Here is a 15,994-nt window from a genome sequence, read left to right as displayed (position 1 = left end):
GAAAACAGTTTTATCTGTCAATTCATACAATTCGTTAATTTTTATCGCATTTAATTATTAACAACGTTAATTATTATCAGTATTGCACTATTTTAGCACCACGAAAGGTCAATGTCAATAGGGTGATTGTACTTTTTTGCAGAAAAAACACATCAAAGTCTTGACAAGTAAACTTGGCATGCTATCATGATATTGACAAGTAAACTTGGCAAAGGAGGAAGAACAATGAATAAGGAAGAAATTCTCTCGAGGAGCCGCAATGAGAAAAAAGACGAAGGGGTTGAATATGCAGAAAGCAGAGCCCGCCGTATTGGCGAACTGGGCATGTTCGCCGTCTATATTATCGTTATCGTATATAACATGTTCAAGGGATTGCAGAATGAAGTCGCCTTCATCCTCTTCTGGACATATTTTGGCTTTTCATGGCTTGGAAAATACCGCGTAACCCATAATACTCTGCAATTAGTTTCGGCAATCTTCGGCATCATGGCTGCAATTCTTTATTTTGCCGGTTATATCATTGCAACCTGGTGAGCTTATGGACGATAGATTAATACTGAAGAATCGCTTAAAAGAAGCGCGGGCAGAAAAACGGTTATCACAAAACCAGCTTGCCGAAATGATAGGTGTATCGCGAAATACGATCAGTTCCATCGAAACGGGTCAGTTTAATCCTACAGCTAAGTTAGCGTTGGTGCTCTGTATTGCCTTGGATAAAAAATTCGAAGAGTTATTTTACTTTTAATAAAGAAGTTTCTACATGCAGAAAACTGCCGCATGAACGGTCATATTTCGTTCATGCGGCAGCCTCTTTTTCATTACAGAAAGGACTTTTATTCTCCGCTGTAATAATCTTTTAAAATCGCCTTGTATAACATCTCTCTGTCAATGGGTTTGCTGATATGCGCGTTCATCCCTGCATCCAGCGACTTCTTTACATCCTCGTCAAAGGCGTTGGCCGTCATGGCGATGATCGTCACCTTCTTCGCATCACTGCGATGGAGTCTTCTGATTTCCCTCGCAGCGGTCAGGCCATCCATGACAGGCATTCTGATATCCATCAAGATGCAGTCATAGAAAAATTCTTCTGAACCTGCAAACCTCTCGAGACAAAGTTTTCCATCGGCGGCAGTGTCAACTCTGCAGCCCACATTCTCCAAAATCTTACACGCGATCTCACGGTTAATTTTATGGTCTTCACACAGCAAAATTCTTTTATCTTTTAACTGATTAAAATCAGCCTCTCTGTTATGAGAAGGTGGCACAGTCTCTGAAACTGTCTGTTCTGCAATTCGAAATGGGAGCGTTACGGAAATTCTGGTTCCCCTGCCCTTCTCGCTTTTGATGTCAATCGTGCCGTCCATCATGTCAACTAAGTTCTTGACGATGGACATGCCCAGGCCTGTGCCGCCTATCTTGTCAACAATATTGCCGTATTCCTGTTCAAAAGGGTCAAATATCTTTGACAGAAACGCTTCACTGATACCGATACCCGTATCTGTTACGAGAAACTCTGCTTCTAGCTCCGTTTCACTGCGCCTGCAGCCTTTTACAGACAATTCCACTTTACCGCCTGCCGGTGTAAATTTTACAGCGTTGGACAACAGATTGATCAAAATCTGTTTAATGCGAATCTTATCTCCGTATAGAACTTCATTCGCCATTTCAGTGCAGCAGATAAAATCCAGCTTCTTTGACTTGGCCATAATCCTAATCTGACTGTCCACTGCATCAATTACAGATTGCAGCAGCAGCGGTTCTGTCTGCAGACTCATTTTCTTCTCTTCGATTCTGCTCATGTCTAATGTATCGTTAATCAAGTTCAGCAGATACACGCTGGAGTTATTGATTTGCTCAAGGTTTTCCCTGATTTCCCCCTTGACATCGTCTTTCTCCAGAGTCAATGTGGTCAAGCCCATGATACCATTCATCGGCGTACGCATATCGTGGCTGACTCGCTGGAGAAATTCTGATTTCGCATTATTTGCTTCATGAAGCTGACGGTTGTTAGATTCTAAGAGTTTGGCGTAGGCCGCCCTCTGACGATTCTTATACGTCAAGAAAATTGCTAAGAAAATCAGCGTCATCAAAGCAAGGGAGACTGCTAATGCCGTAAAGGGATTGGTCCTAATCAATGCTGACAGTGAATACTGGTTCCGTTTGATGGAGTTAAAAATTTTATAATCCTCCACATCGCCCGCGTTCATCATCGAAATGCCTTTGTCAATTAAAGACCTCAAAAGAGGTGACTGTCCATCGGAGATGCCTATATAGATCGGGACACTTATCGTAATAGAAGACACTAGGTCCACGCCGTTTGCTGATTGGTAATTGACATCTGAGTGAATCTTCAAAGAATCGATAAAGGTGATATCTGCCTTCCCGCCCCTCACCATACTCAGGCAAGCTTCCTCATTGACTGCCGTCACAATGGTCCACTCAGGATAGTTGTTTTCTATAAAAGATCTCAATCCTTTAAAAGATTCAGGAATAACCACTTTTAGTTTATCCGTCGGATAGACGACGTTTCCCTGCCGCGTCACTGCTGTATTCATCTTGTCAGCATAGCTGTCAGATAAAGTTAATCGATACTTGCGCTCCAATGTATTATCACTGTAGATACCGGCAATCATATCGACTTTTCCCTCTTTTAAAAATGTCCAGGACTCCTGCCGATCGCTGGTCTCTACATATTCAAATTCTAGGCCTGTATTTTCTGCAACACTGTTCAGTACATCCAGGTCGACGCCCTTATACTTCTTTTCTTCCTTATCGTACCATTGGTAAGGATAGGTGTCCGGCGCGACAGCAACTTTGATCGGCTCACTGGCCGAGGCAAACTCCGCCTCTTCCCTTGTCAAGCCTTTGGCATGCTTGGAAAAATCTCCATAATATTTTTCCGTCAGATTAGAAACATAATACGGATTTTCTATATCCATTTTCTCTAAAGCGTGATTCAGCTGCTCCATCAAATTCTGATTTTCCTTTGAAGTTATGAAATAGGCCGGAACAGATTTGGTGCGAAGCAGCAGTTTCTGTCCCTCTTGGATAGACAGATTGCCGTTGACGATGGCATCGATTTTTTTATTTTTCAGCGCTGCCTGCAAATCGACCATGCGTTCAAAATAAACAGGCTCATAGGAAAATCCCTTCGCCTTCGCCGTTTCTTTAAATATCTTATTCAGATGGCTTTCGGTAATCATTCCGACTTTAATACCGTCGTAATTGTCAAAATCACCATAATATAAGTTCTGATTATCTTGCCTTGTCAGCAATGCGACAAAATCGATGCAGCACTGTGTATCGCTGAACAAAAATGATTCCGACCGCTCCTCGGTATATTCTGCAGGAAACAGCAGGTCAATCTTGCCTTGCTCCAGCCACTTCAAGCATTGTTTCCAGCTTCCTTCAACGTACTCGTATTGCCAGCCTGTATATTTGCTGATTGCAGAAAGATATTCTTCTCCATATCCGTGAACGTTGCCATTTTTGTCCATCATAAGAAATTGTTCGATATCTACACAGCCCACTTTGATTACCTTTTGTTTAGGCCCCTCCTCCGCAAAGACTGGGTAAACGCAGTATACGAAAGACACGCAAAAAACAACTAATACTACTGAAATAGCGATTAGTCTTCTCATTCTTAAAAATTGATTCATTACGAACACCACACTTCATTTATTCACTTTATTCTAACACGATACACCTCCTTTTACAAACGAAAAAGGGCTCTGCCCTATTTCTGGCAGAATCCAATTTTTAATTAAATAAAAAAATCAATACAACCTTTAGTAACACCCAACTCACATTCAAACATAGAAACGATAACAGTTAGCTTTCTCTCTATTTGTTTTGGTGTCCAGTTAAAAATACCTGGGTCTAAAAGAAAGCAAAAAACAGAAATAATCGTTTCACTTAATTCCAGTGGATAAGTACAATGAAATACTTTTTCTTCATTCCCTTGCTCTATAATCTGTGCAACGATTGGTGAAAGACTGGTTAGAATTTTAGCCAAAGATTTTTGGTGTATACCAGCATTCTGTGGTTTATGGAGATATGCATCTAAATCAGAAGATATGATAGAACTTCGGTAATGAATATATAAGTGTTTTAATTTTTCAATAGCATTTTCTCCACTAGACGAGGCAATATTTTGACAATCATCAATGATATTTTGATAAGTCCGTTCTACTAAAGCGTCAAAAACTTCTTCTTTAGACTTGAAATAATAGTACATTCCTCCCTTTGCTATTCCCGCTTTTTTTGCTATTTCACTGACAGAACAGCTTTCTCCCTTTTTTTCCGCTAGTAATTCCAGCATAGAATCTAATATTAAGTCCTTCTTTTCCATAAAATCACCACCTTTTGTAATCATTATAGCATAACTTAATGTACTTGAACAGCGGTCAAGTTTGTGTTATGATAATGTTGAACATCGGTCAAAAATATCAAAGGAGCGTAAAAATGGTAGAAGTAATAATCTTTATAGTGTTGTTAATCAGTATGTTTGTCCTCATGGTGGCAGAGATTATTTTGGGAATTAGTTGGTCATTAAAGAAGCGAAAAAAAGTTTCATCTTCAAAAAATCAAGTACGATTGAAAAGGAACTCTATTCTATTGATCGTTACAATTATATTAATGGGAGGTCTTATGCTATATAGTCAAATCACAGTAAGTACACCCAAAATCAAAGATGAAAATGGAAAAGTAATGGAAAATAGTATCGCTAAATTAGAAAGTGTTGATTTAAACACCAGAAGCGAGTGGATCAGTATTCGTGGACAAAACAAAAAAAATCCAGTTCTTCTTTTTTTGGCAGGTGGTCCAGGTGGTTCGCAAATGGCGGCAGTTAGGCATGAACTTTCAGAATTGGAGAAGCATTTTGTAGTCGTAGTATGGGACCAGCCCGGTTCTGGTAAATCATATTCTGTCGGAAACGAAAACTTGACTGTGAATACCTATATTGAAGATGGATTAGCTTTAACAGAGTACCTTCGTAACCAATTTAAGCAAGAAAAGATATATCTTGTAGGCGAATCTTGGGGAAGTACGCTTGCAATATTTCTTGCGTCAAAATCACCAGACTATTATCATGCCATAATTGGAACAGGACAAATGGTTGATTTTATAGAAACAGAAAACTTAGACTATGACAAGGCGATTGAAATTGCCACAGAAAAAGGTGATAAAGATAAAATTAAAAAACTAAAAGAAAACGGTCGTCCTCCATATTATGGTTCTGATGTTACATGGAAAAGTGCTGAATATTTAAACTATTTATCTTCATATATGAGTAGCAATCCCAAAATTCAAAATAGGGGCTATAATACCTTTCGTGATATATTTTCATCTGAATATAGTATAATTGATAAAATTAATTATTTACGAGGTATTGTCACTACATTTAATCATGTATATCCGCAATTATATGATATTGATTTACGCACAGATTATTCAAAAATCAATGTACCGATTTATTTTTTTCTTGGCAGGCATGATATCAATGCACCTACTCCCTTAGTAGAAGATTATTTGAATGTTTTAGAAGCGCCTCATAAAGAAATTGTATGGTTTGAAAATTCTGGTCATAGCCCTTGGATAAATGAAAGCGATAGATTTATCAAGGAATTAATATTTACTTCAAAACAAAAGTATTCTTAACTGATTTTAATTCTTTGAAGGTGTTATGAATATGGCTGCAGGTGGTTGAGTTTATGGGAAAATGCGATTGTTAAATTTTCAGATAACGAGGATACTATCTTTCAACAAACAGTTGAATAGTGATCTTCTAGGCTCTCTAGTTCTCCAACTTTCATTAAGCAGTAAGTAAATGGATTTCAGATCGCCCCTTTTCAAGAACCTTTATCAGCGATAAAAGTGAAAACGAAATCTGACAGCAAAAGAATTTGACCTGTTGTATTTCCTCTTTTGCCAGACAATGGGCAATATTTACTGACCGTCTGGGGTGTCGGTTATAAATTCAATGAAAAAAAGCGTAGGTTAATTATCACTAATAAGTGAATTACATATAATCTACGCTCTTTATATTTAATATGTCTTTTTAATCATTGCGTCATATCAAAGCTCTTTGGTAAGTGTTAAACTAAACTCTCAAAACCTATGTTATTACTTATAAGCTTAGTATTTAAGCAATCATCGGCATTTCTATTTTAAATTTTATTTAACTTTTATAAGATATGTGATTTTATGACCATTTTTTACTGTATCACTGACAGAAATCGTCTTTGTCTTCTTATTCCATTTCGCAGTTTTCCCCGTCAGACTCTTGATCGTCCCTGCTGTTATATAGAAGGGCAATTCTCATACCGAATTTCCCAATAAAAAGGACTGATACCTCCTTAGAGTTATCAGTCCCCCTTAATTCTCTATTCAAATGCCTGATAGATCGCTTTGATTGCTTTCTCGAAATCCTTGTTCTCCACGCCGACAATGATGTTCATTTCGCTGGATCCCTGGTCAATCATTCTGATGTTGATATCCGCATCCGCAAGGGCCGTGAACAGCGTCGCCGATACGCCGCTTCTCCTGCTCATGCCGCATCCTACAGTGGCGATGAGTGCAATGTCCTCGAAGACTTCCATGTTGTCAGGACTGAGCTGCTTTTCAAAGGCTTCCAGCAGTTCATCCATCCTGCCATCCACGCTCTTCCTGGAGATGACGACGGAAACCGTGTCAATTCCGCTTGGCAGATGTTCAAAGTTGATATCAAAATCTTCCAGAATCGCGAGAATCCTTCTCACAAAACCGCGCTCAGAACTCATCATGTTCTTGTAGATTGCGATGACCAGGAAGTCCTTGCTTCCCGCAATGCCGGTAACGACATTGGTGCTGGTCTCATCGTGCTCTGCGGTGATAATGGTTCCCGGATCTTCCGGAAGGTTCGTATTTCTGATATTAATTGGAATGTTCGCGATTCTTGCTGGATAGATAGCGTCCTCGTGAAGTACCGATGCACCCATGTAAGAAAGCTCTCTCAGTTCCTTATAGGAAATCTTATGAATCGGTCTCGCATTCTTGACGATCCTCGGATCTGCCATCAGAAATCCGGAAACGTCTGTCCAGTTCTCATAGACATCTGCTCCCACTGCTCTGGCGACCAGCGAACCTGTAATATCTGATCCGCCTCGTGAGAAGGTTCTCACCTTTCCGTCCTCTTCATTAGTACCATAAAATCCCGGAAGAACTGCCCGTTCGTGTTTTGAAAGCTCGTCGCGGAGCGCTTCGTCCGTCTCTTCCAGCAACAGTCTGCCCTTGTTGTCAAACTTGATCAAACCTTCTGTATCAACAAAATCATAACCGAGAAACGCTGCAATCAGCACAGCATTCAGGTATTCTCCACGACTGGCAATATAGTCGGCAGAACACCCTTTTTTCAAGTTTTCTTTTATTCTATCAAAATTCTCTTGCAAGTCCACTTCAACACCCAGGTTCAGTTCCACAGCCATGAATCTGTCTGTCACTACCTGAAAAACCTGGTCATAAGGCAGATTGTGTTCCATATGGGTCTTACACAGATACAGAAGATCTGTAATCTTATTATCTCCGTCAAACCTTTTCCCCGGTGCAGATACCACTATGTACCTTCTTTCAGGATCGGCTTCGATGATCTGTTTCGTCTTTGTCAACTGAATTCCGTCAGCGACTGATGAGCCGCCAAACTTTGCTACTTTAATTCCCATGCAGAAATTTCCTCCTTATTTCGCAATATCATTTATTTTCGCGGCAACGCCGTTTTAATCGTTACAATCATTTAGAACCATTATAACGCGACGATTCCTTTAAAGTTACAATCAAAAGTCGTGTTTCAATGATTCTTACCTTGCAGCGTAGCTGTTACAATCATTTAGAATCATTATAACGCGACGTTTCCTTTGAAGTTACAATCAAAAGTCGTGTTTCAATGATTCTTACCTTGCGGCAACGCCGTTTTAACCATTACAATCATTTAGAATCATTATAACGCGACGTTTCCTTTGAAGTTACAATCAAAAGTCGTGTTTCAATGATTCTTACCTTGCGGCAACGCCGTTTTAATCGTTACAATCATTTAGAATCATTATATTACACAGAAGCATGTCTTGCAACGATTTTTGTTGACGAGTCACAAAAAAGCTAAGGAACAATTGGACTATTTGTCCAAAGATACGGAAGCAATAAATTTTTTCAACATTTATTTACAGTAATTATTTTAAACGTTATAATTTTTAGAAAGGAGGCAGGAACATTGATAAAAGAAAAACTCAAACGTAATGATAAAGACAGCGTATTTCGTGCTCTGTTCAATGATGAGGATAAATTAAGAGAACTTTATAATGTTCCAGAGGACACAGTATACGGAGAAGACAACCCGATATTTATCGAAACCTTGGAAAACGGAATTTTTGTAGACGCCGTCAAAGACCAGACCTTTCGTATCGGCGATAAATTTGTAGTGCTAATCGAACATAAACGTTCGCTTCGCTCACTCCTCTAGTCGCGTTGTTCCTTTCGCTGTCCGTTTCGCCTGACCAGCTAAAGCTGGGGCGAAAAGGCAATCTACAATTTGTCTGAATATGCCTTATCGAATGTTGGGTTATACCGCCAAAACCTTTGAAAGAATGTATCGCGTTGTAAACTTTTTCAGTACGAAACAGCAAAAGCTCATCGTTCCTGAATTCTGCGTTTTATTCAACGGAACTCCTGCTCTGCCCGATAAATCTGTTATCCGTCTGTCTGACAGCTACATCACTGCCCTGCCAGAAAACTCTGCAGAAATTGTCGTCAAAACACTGGATGTCGATTACAATAAAGACAAAGAAATACTGAAAAGATCCCCGACACTCCATGACTACAGCCGATTCATCCAAAAGGACAGTTTTAACGCAGCATATCCGGAAACTTTGAAAAGATGGCTCAAACTGGCTGTGAAAGCCGAAACAATCGAAGAATTCGAAGCTAGTATATCTTAATCCACTCAAAGAGCCGGAGGATTTCTGTCCTCCGGCTCTTTTGCGCCAGATTTCTCTCTATTTCAAATTGTTGAATCGCTGATTACTTTTAGACTCTATCTCTTTCAGATTCAATCAATGTACCACGTTTGGTAAATTCAAAATCATATTCGTACCCATTCTTGTACGCTTCTGCCTCATAGACATATCTGCCGTCATCTCTGTCCAGTTTCACATAGATGATCGTCGCTCCTGGTACTCTTCTTTTGATTTTTGATATGATGGTGCTCTTGCTCACTGCCCCTGCTCTGGATGCAGAATATCTGGAACCCTCATAGTCGCGTTCGCTGTCTCTGACTTCACCTGTATAAGCGTCGATCTCGATCGAATACACATAGCTGCCTTTTACGGCCTTGCCCTTGTATACTCTCACGCCATCATCTTTGGTAAGACGCAGATACTTCACGCCGCTCAGAGATGGAAACTCATTTAAGAAGATCCGTTTCGCCTTGCTCCATGAGATCACCGATGAAGCTTTCGCTGATACCGTAGTCCCCTCTGTCACCTTAGGCACAGGTTTTGTATCTGCAAAAGCAAAAGATGTTGCCAGCAGAGATACGGCGATCGTAGTAACGATCAATACTTTTCCTAATCTGTTTTTTATCGCTTTCATTCTATATCCTCCTTTGAATATCGTGTGTGTTTTGTTTATGGCTTTAATATAAAGGAGAAAAATGAAAAGAAAATGAAAAAGAAAAATCTTTTTCATTTTCTCAGGTAAGTTTATTTCAGATAGGTTTTTAGTTCCTCTACTTTGTCCAGATGCTCCCATGGAAGATCGACGTCTGTTCTGCCGAAGTGTCCGTAAGCAGCAGTCTGTCTGTAAAGAGGTCTGCGGAGATCCAGGTCTCTGATGATGGCCGCAGGCCGCAGGTCAAAATGCCTGCTGATAATTTCTGCGATTTCCTCATCAGACAGTTTTCCAGTGCCAAAAGTGTCAACCATGATGGAAACCGGTTTTGCTACGCCGATGGCATAGGCCAACTGAATCTCGCACTTTGCAGCAAGACCCGCAGCAACCACATTCTTAGCAGCATGTCTGGCTGCATAGGTAGCGGAGCGGTCTACCTTTGTTGGATCTTTTCCGGAGAAAGCGCCGCCGCCGTGACGTGCATATCCGCCGTAGGTGTCTACGATGATCTTACGTCCAGTCAGACCGGAATCTCCATGGGGTCCGCCGATGACAAATCTGCCGGTTGGGTTTACAAAATACTTTGTCTCGTCGTCTAGCAGTTCAGCAGGAATAATCGGTTTGATGACGTGTTCTATCATATCTGCCCTGATCTGTTCCTGTGTTGCTTCTGGGTCATGCTGTGTGGAAACGAGGACAGTGTCGACTCTTTTAACCTGATTTCCATCGTATTCCACGGTGACCTGCGTCTTTCCATCAGGTCTTAGATAGTTGAGATTGCCCTCATTCCTAACCTTTGTCAGCTGAAGCGCCAGCTTATGTGCCAAGGCGATAGGCATCGGCATGTATTCCGGGGTCTCATCGCAGGCATAACCAAACATAATTCCCTGATCCCCGGCGCCAATGGTATCGATCTGATCGTCCAAAGTGCCTTCCTTATATTCAAGGGCTTTATCAACGCCCATGGCGATATCGCCGGATTGTTCATCAATGGCAGTCAATACTGCACAGGTGCTTCCATCAAAACCGTACTTGGCTCTGTCATAGCCGATATCTTTGATCACACTCCTGACAATCTTCGGTATGTCTATGTAACAGTTTGTACTGATTTCTCCCATTACCATAGCGTAACCGGTAGTCGCCGTCGTTTCACAGGCTACCCTGCCGTATGGATCTTTTTCCATGATTGCATCTAAGATTGCGTCCGAAATCTGGTCGCACATTTTATCTGGATGTCCTTCTGTTACGGACTCAGATGTGAATAATTTTTTCATTGAAGTTTTCCTCCCTTTTTATTTGTCTGCACATCCCTAGCAAGAAAAAAGCCTTTTCTCTCGTCTTGAAAGAAAAGGCATGATATTATCGGTATCATTCCTCATCTTTCAGAATAAGATAATTCTGTAGGATTTAGCACCTTTTCTGTCAGTAAACTGACACCTAGGTTGCTGGGCATCTTCGGGCCTATTCCCTCAGCCGCTCTTGATAAGGATCGTCATCTTCTAAATTATACTCTGTTAAAAATCTTTGTCAATGGCATATTGTAATTTTGTAAAAATAGGATATACTCTTATGTAGTAATTCTTATATTGAGGTGTGATTTTGAACAAAGACAATTTTAAGGTAATACGTGGCGGTCTGTTAGACAGCGCCAACACAAGCAGAAAAACTTTCGTATCAGCATACGTGACAAACACCAGATTAATGGGCGTACTGGGTATGTACATCCACTTTAAACTGCCGGACAACAAAGCCCTTTTTGACTTACATCAATTTTTCTATTTTGATGCGGAGGAGTATGGTTTTGAAACCTATGACAGCGTACTTGGTCCAGACGATGGGCGGGTATCTGAAATTGAAAGTTCCCTGATCGGTGGGCTGGGGGGAGAAAAAATTGATCTGACCCTCAGAGAGGCACAGTTTATTCTGCAGGAATACGTGCGTCTCAACCGCAAGGAAAATATTCCTATGCCTGAAGGATTTGCAGAATATGAGTTCCTGCTGGAAGAAGATATTCACATGACAGAGCCGGAACTTTTTATTTTGATGTGCAAACAATGCGTCCAAATTGATTCTCCTTATGAACTAATCAATTATTTTCTGATGAGATGTTTTGGAAAAGATTTTGGAGCCGCTGCTTATTTAACGACACAGGACTTTGATCTGGAGCTTTTCTCTGACTTTAGGGCGGGGACCTTCTGCAAAAATACCATAGACAAAGGGAATGCGCCTAATTCTTATATCAACGAATCTCTCGTCGAATTTGACGACAGTTATTACGTAATCGTAACCCATGTGGAGCTTTCGCAGATGCGTATCTGTAATTATGAACGCATCTCTGCTTTCAGAGTCTCTTCCGCCGAAGCTGCAATGATGTTGTCTCGCTCGGAGTTTGTATCGGTCTACAAAATGCTGGCCGATGCGTCGACATTTACAGCCACTTCTACGAAGCTGACGCCTGGTGCTATGGTTACAAAACATGACACCGGTATCCTCTATATGATCTTTCATCCGAACAATAAACATGTGGCAAAAAAAGAATACCGCCTGAACGAAGACGTCCTCGGCATGTATTTTGTTTCTGATTCGGGACAGCTGATTTCCGCCTCCTACTCGCTGGAAGAAATCCGCCAACTGGAAATTGATTTAGGAACTTCCTCTTTTGGAAGAAAATTAATACCGACTGCAAAATATGAATTTCAAGAACCTGTTCTATACGAATTTATTCAGAGCGGATTTGAAGATTTTGAACTCTTTGTAGACGCAATAAAAACCGGAGAATAATTTATTCTCCGGTTTTATGTTAACCAGTGTTCGCATTTAGGCAAACAGTTTTCAACAGTGGATAAACCCCTTATTTTAAGCCGTTGGACGACTTTTCCACATGGAAAACTCAAATCGTATACAATTTTGTGCACATTGTAATGTGGAAAACTTTATCGTCTGTATCCATTAAAATTCCAACGCTAAATAGGAACGCTCTCTTTTGTCAATAGATAGTTATCCACAATTTTTGAATGGATAATTATGAGTTGTTTGTTCGACTCGCTATTACTTTATTCGTTTGACTTTTTTGAATTTTTAACGAATACTGATCGGCAATGGCATCCATGATACATTTTGCCAGTTTTTGTTGAAAAGCCTCGGATTTCAAGTTTGCCAGGTCCTCAGGATTTGACAGGAATCCACACTCTACGAGAACCATATTACTGTCAACGTTTTTAAACAGGTAAATATCGCTTTTGGGTAGGACGATTCGATCCGTTCCATCGTCGATTCCTGCCGTCAAAGACTTCTGAATCTTCTCCGCCATGCTCTTGTTTTCCTCGCTTACCTCTTCCGTTCCATTCTTTGGATAAAAAACCTGCGCGCCTTTGACCTTTGAATCCTGCTGAAAACTATTGAGATGAATGCTGATCATCAGATCGGGAGCGGCTTCGTCGATGATTCTTTTCCGTTCTTTCAGATCACCCAGCTTCAGCCAGCGGCCGCTGGTATTATCTTCTCCGTAGAGTCCCGCATCGCTGTCTCTGGTAAGTACAACCTTGATCCCGTATTTCTCTGCTTCTTGTTTTAAGGCAAGCGAAATGGCCAAGTTGATGTTTTTTTCTACGGTACCGTCAGAGGCGACTGCACCGCTGTCAGGTCCGCCGTGACCAGGATCGATGACCAAAGTCATCGGCACCGATAATTTTGCAGCAATCTGAAGCGCCTGTCTATATCCCGGCATAGCGCAGATGCAGAGGATTATTAAAAATGCTAAGACAAATTTCTTTATTTTCAAATCACTTTCCCCTTCTTTACTCTTTTTCATTCACATTAATATATGTTATACTGTTGTTATCAAGAACCATTATACGACAACCACGAAGGAGCTTTATTATGAATACAATCAGACGATTTCAAGAAGACGTCTATTTGAGAGAATGCCGGGCAAAAGTAACCGGTTTAACAGAAAAGGATGGTAAATGCCAAATCACATTGAATCAGACCATTTTTTTCCCTACAGGCGGCGGTCAGAGCTGTGATGTCGGAACCATTGACAATCTTCCTATCGTCGATGTCTATGAGTCAGACGACGAGATTTTTCATGTGACAGACCAATTAAACCATGGATTGTCAATAGGCGATGAAGTTGAAGTAGCAATAGATTGGGCTCATCGTTTTGATAACATGCAGCGTCACTGCGGCGAACATATCCTTTCTGGTATCTTTTTCGAGCTCTATGGCGGCGTCAATCGAGGCTTCCACATGGGGGAAGAATATATGACTATCGACATCAGTCTGGAGGAAAAGCCGGAATTTGACAAGATTTCCTGGGAAATGGCAAAAGAGGCCGAACTTCGCACAAATCAGGCAATTTGGAGCAATCTTCCTGTCATTACGAGACATTTTGACAAGAGAGAGGATGCAGAGAATCTGCCCCTTCGGAAGGCTCTGGCTTTTGACGAAGATATCACCATCGTCTGCGTCGGCGCTACCTCAAACCCCGCTGATTGTGTGGCCTGCTGCGGCACCCATCCCAGCACCTCTGGCCAGGTGGGAATGCTGAAAATTTATAAAGTCGAAAGCAATAAAGGCATGTTCCGCATCTACTTTGAAGCCGGTCAGCGGGCATTTACTCAATACCAGGCTCGATTTGACGTCCTCACCACCTTGGAAAATAAGCTTTCCGCCGGATTCGGCGACCTGCTCTCTAAGTATGAGGCGCAGCAGGAGAAAGCAAAAGAGAGCCGTAACGAATTATATCACCTGAAAAAATCAGTGATTATGCGGGAAATCAGCGACATCAAAGCCTCTCTTACGCCTGCCTTCGTCAAAAAGTACGATAAATTGGCAATTAACGATATACTTGATATCGGCAAGGAGTTGAAAGGCTTGATCCCTACCATCGCTTTTCTAGTCCACCAACCCTCTAATACGGTACTGCTTTTCTCAGATCAGTATGACTGTAATAAACTGGTCAAAGAGAATGCCGACATCTACGGAGGGAAAGGCGGCGGCAATAAAAATTCCGCCCGAGCGATTTTCTCAAAGGCGGAATATGTGGATACGTTTATTGATTTAATTGAAAAACACCTAAGATGACGATTCTTTCTGCCTATTTCAGCTCATCACTGAAATGTTTCAGATCTCGTTTGACTTCATCGGGCAGTTGATGATATTCAATATCGTCAATCGCCCCTTGAAGTGTATATAAATGTACCAAACAGACATTTGGGAAACGCATTTTCATCTGTAGGAAGGCTTCCTTGCTGCCAATTTGCAGCAGTTCTTCTCCTGAACGGATTCCAATAGCTTGGAGTTTTTTTTCAATTTCCTTTCCGATATTTTTCATCGATGATAATTCTGTCACTCTGTCACATCCTTTTTCAGACATTGCTATCACTGCAGTCCCTATTATTTCGGCCTAGCCATATTCATGATAACGATAGATGCCAAAACCAGTCCGATACCTATCAATTTAACTAATCCGATGGCTTCGCTGAACACAAAAATTCCAATGCAGGTGGCAACCACGGTTTCCACCGAGGTAACGACTGGCACCTTTGAAGTTTCAAGCTTCTTTGACAGTCCCCTCAGATAGATGAAGTAAGACCCTACCGTAGCGATCAGACAGTAACCAAGGACAGCAAGCAGCAACGGCAGACTTGCCGCCTGAACGATGGCATTCCACGGCCTGGCGATGACGCCCAGGGTTACCGCGCCGAAGACAAAGCTGTAGAAGAGTATGGTCAAAGGATGGTAGCTTGTCGTCGTCGTACTGATAATCGTCATCAAAGCAAAGAGAAACCCTGCCAAAACTGCCGCACCAGCGCCATACACCGAAAATTTGATTGACGTAAAATTTCCACCGGTAACCGTCAAAATACAGCCTATAATATTGACCGCAAGAGCAATGATCTTTACGGGTCCGATTTTTTCTTTAAAAAAGAGCCTCGACATGATACAGACAAAGATCGGTGACGTATAGGCCAGGATACAAGCCATGGCTACACCGATATGATCGATGGCCTCATTATAGGAATAGTTGAACAATGCCTGGCTGAAAATACCCAGTGCAAGGCAGGCGAGCAGACCATATTTGTCAATCTTGAAGAGTTTCTTTCCGCCCATGACCAGCATAATAAGAGCGAGTAATATCGCCGCAACTGCAAGCCTTAAAAAGGCCACAGTGGAAGACTGTACGCCTAAGTCGCCAAGGATACTGACAAAGAACCCGTTGGTTCCCCATAGACACCCTGCAATCAGTACCATAAAATAGCCTTTTCTCTGGTCTGGTCTCATCTTGATTTTCTGTTTCATATTGCCTCTTTCATTATGTACGGTGAATTTTTTGCTATTCCACTATTATACA

At 41.3% G+C, this 15,994-nt stretch carries 15 protein-coding genes and 1 riboswitch; of the genes, 7 read left to right on the top strand and 8 right to left on the bottom strand.

Going from position 1 to position 15,994, the window contains the following annotated elements:
* Positions 1-225: 225 nt before the first annotated feature.
* Positions 226-534: a DUF6442 family protein gene (locus BN6539_RS07165; RefSeq protein WP_067535813.1), complete on the top strand. Its 309-nt coding sequence runs from the start codon at positions 226-228 to the stop codon at positions 532-534.
* 4 nt (positions 535-538) lie between these two features.
* Positions 539-745 carry a helix-turn-helix transcriptional regulator gene (locus BN6539_RS07160; RefSeq protein ID WP_067535810.1) on the top strand — a complete coding sequence of 69 codons (207 nt, stop codon included), beginning with the start codon at positions 539-541 and terminating at the stop codon, positions 743-745.
* A gap of 88 nt (positions 746-833) precedes the next feature.
* Here the strand turns inward: BN6539_RS07160 and BN6539_RS07155 are convergent, their stop codons facing one another.
* Positions 834-3,659 (bottom strand): transporter substrate-binding domain-containing protein, encoded by a 2,826-nt coding sequence (locus BN6539_RS07155; RefSeq protein WP_147363179.1) that lies wholly within the window; start codon positions 3,657-3,659, stop codon positions 834-836.
* 104 nt (positions 3,660-3,763) lie between these two features.
* Positions 3,764-4,351 (bottom strand): TetR/AcrR family transcriptional regulator, encoded by a 588-nt coding sequence (locus tag BN6539_RS07150; RefSeq protein WP_067535803.1) that lies wholly within the window; start codon positions 4,349-4,351, stop codon positions 3,764-3,766.
* Positions 4,352-4,464: 113 nt separating this feature from the next.
* Between BN6539_RS07150 and BN6539_RS07145 the strand changes: the two genes are divergently transcribed.
* The gene (locus tag BN6539_RS07145; RefSeq protein WP_067535799.1) at positions 4,465-5,661 is read left to right on the top strand and encodes an alpha/beta fold hydrolase; all 1,197 of its coding nucleotides are present in this window, start codon (positions 4,465-4,467) and stop codon (positions 5,659-5,661) included.
* A 725-nt stretch (positions 5,662-6,386) separates the two neighbouring features.
* Here the strand turns inward: BN6539_RS07145 and BN6539_RS07140 are convergent.
* On the bottom strand, positions 6,387-7,700 hold the full coding sequence (locus BN6539_RS07140) for an aspartate kinase (RefSeq protein WP_067535795.1): 1,314 nt from the start codon (positions 7,698-7,700) through the stop codon (positions 6,387-6,389).
* 545 nt (positions 7,701-8,245) lie between these two features.
* Between BN6539_RS07140 and BN6539_RS07135 the strand changes: the two genes are divergently transcribed.
* Complete coding sequence (locus BN6539_RS07135; protein ID WP_067535791.1) at positions 8,246-8,494, top strand: hypothetical protein; 249 nt, start codon at positions 8,246-8,248, stop codon at positions 8,492-8,494.
* 79 nt (positions 8,495-8,573) lie between these two features.
* Positions 8,574-8,969 carry a hypothetical protein gene (locus BN6539_RS07130; RefSeq protein ID WP_207645084.1) on the top strand — a complete coding sequence of 132 codons (396 nt, stop codon included), beginning with the start codon at positions 8,574-8,576 and terminating at the stop codon, positions 8,967-8,969.
* 88 nt (positions 8,970-9,057) lie between these two features.
* Here BN6539_RS07130 and BN6539_RS22275 read toward each other — a convergent pair whose 3' ends face one another.
* Together BN6539_RS22275 and metK are read right to left on the bottom strand one after the other, a co-directional pair.
* The gene (locus BN6539_RS22275) at positions 9,058-9,621 is read right to left on the bottom strand and encodes a PepSY domain-containing protein (RefSeq protein ID WP_067535785.1); all 564 of its coding nucleotides are present in this window, start codon (positions 9,619-9,621) and stop codon (positions 9,058-9,060) included.
* 110 nt (positions 9,622-9,731) lie between these two features.
* On the bottom strand, positions 9,732-10,913 hold the full coding sequence (metK, locus tag BN6539_RS07120; protein ID WP_067535782.1) for a methionine adenosyltransferase: 1,182 nt from the start codon (positions 10,911-10,913) through the stop codon (positions 9,732-9,734).
* Positions 10,914-11,011: 98 nt separating this feature from the next.
* Positions 11,012-11,128: riboswitch (SAM riboswitch) on the bottom strand.
* A 110-nt stretch (positions 11,129-11,238) separates the two neighbouring features.
* Between metK and BN6539_RS07115 the strand changes: the two genes are divergently transcribed.
* Positions 11,239-12,420, top strand: coding sequence for a hypothetical protein (locus BN6539_RS07115; RefSeq protein ID WP_067535779.1), 1,182 nt, complete (start codon positions 11,239-11,241; stop codon positions 12,418-12,420).
* Positions 12,421-12,661: 241 nt separating this feature from the next.
* Here BN6539_RS07115 and BN6539_RS07110 read toward each other — a convergent pair whose 3' ends face one another.
* Complete coding sequence (locus BN6539_RS07110) at positions 12,662-13,450, bottom strand: N-acetylmuramoyl-L-alanine amidase (protein ID WP_067535775.1); 789 nt, start codon at positions 13,448-13,450, stop codon at positions 12,662-12,664.
* 68 nt (positions 13,451-13,518) lie between these two features.
* Here BN6539_RS07110 and BN6539_RS07105 point away from each other — a divergent pair, with 68 nt between their 5' ends.
* Complete coding sequence (locus tag BN6539_RS07105) at positions 13,519-14,724, top strand: alanyl-tRNA editing protein (protein ID WP_067535772.1); 1,206 nt, start codon at positions 13,519-13,521, stop codon at positions 14,722-14,724.
* Positions 14,725-14,737: 13 nt separating this feature from the next.
* Here BN6539_RS07105 and BN6539_RS07100 read toward each other — a convergent pair whose 3' ends face one another.
* Both BN6539_RS07100 and BN6539_RS07095 read right to left on the bottom strand, forming a co-directional pair.
* The gene (locus tag BN6539_RS07100) at positions 14,738-14,992 is read right to left on the bottom strand and encodes a TfoX/Sxy family DNA transformation protein (RefSeq protein WP_118336519.1); all 255 of its coding nucleotides are present in this window, start codon (positions 14,990-14,992) and stop codon (positions 14,738-14,740) included.
* A 44-nt stretch (positions 14,993-15,036) separates the two neighbouring features.
* A complete protein-coding gene (locus tag BN6539_RS07095) occupies positions 15,037-15,942 on the bottom strand; it encodes a DMT family transporter (protein ID WP_067535766.1) in 906 nt (301 codons plus the stop codon).
* Positions 15,943-15,994: the final 52 nt, after the last annotated feature.

Origin of the sequence: Emergencia timonensis (genome assembly GCF_900086585.1) — a bacterium.
In the GTDB taxonomy this organism is placed as follows: Bacteria; Bacillota; Clostridia; order Peptostreptococcales; family Anaerovoracaceae; genus Senimuribacter; species Senimuribacter timonensis.
This window is presented reverse-complemented; position numbering and strand designations above follow the sequence as displayed.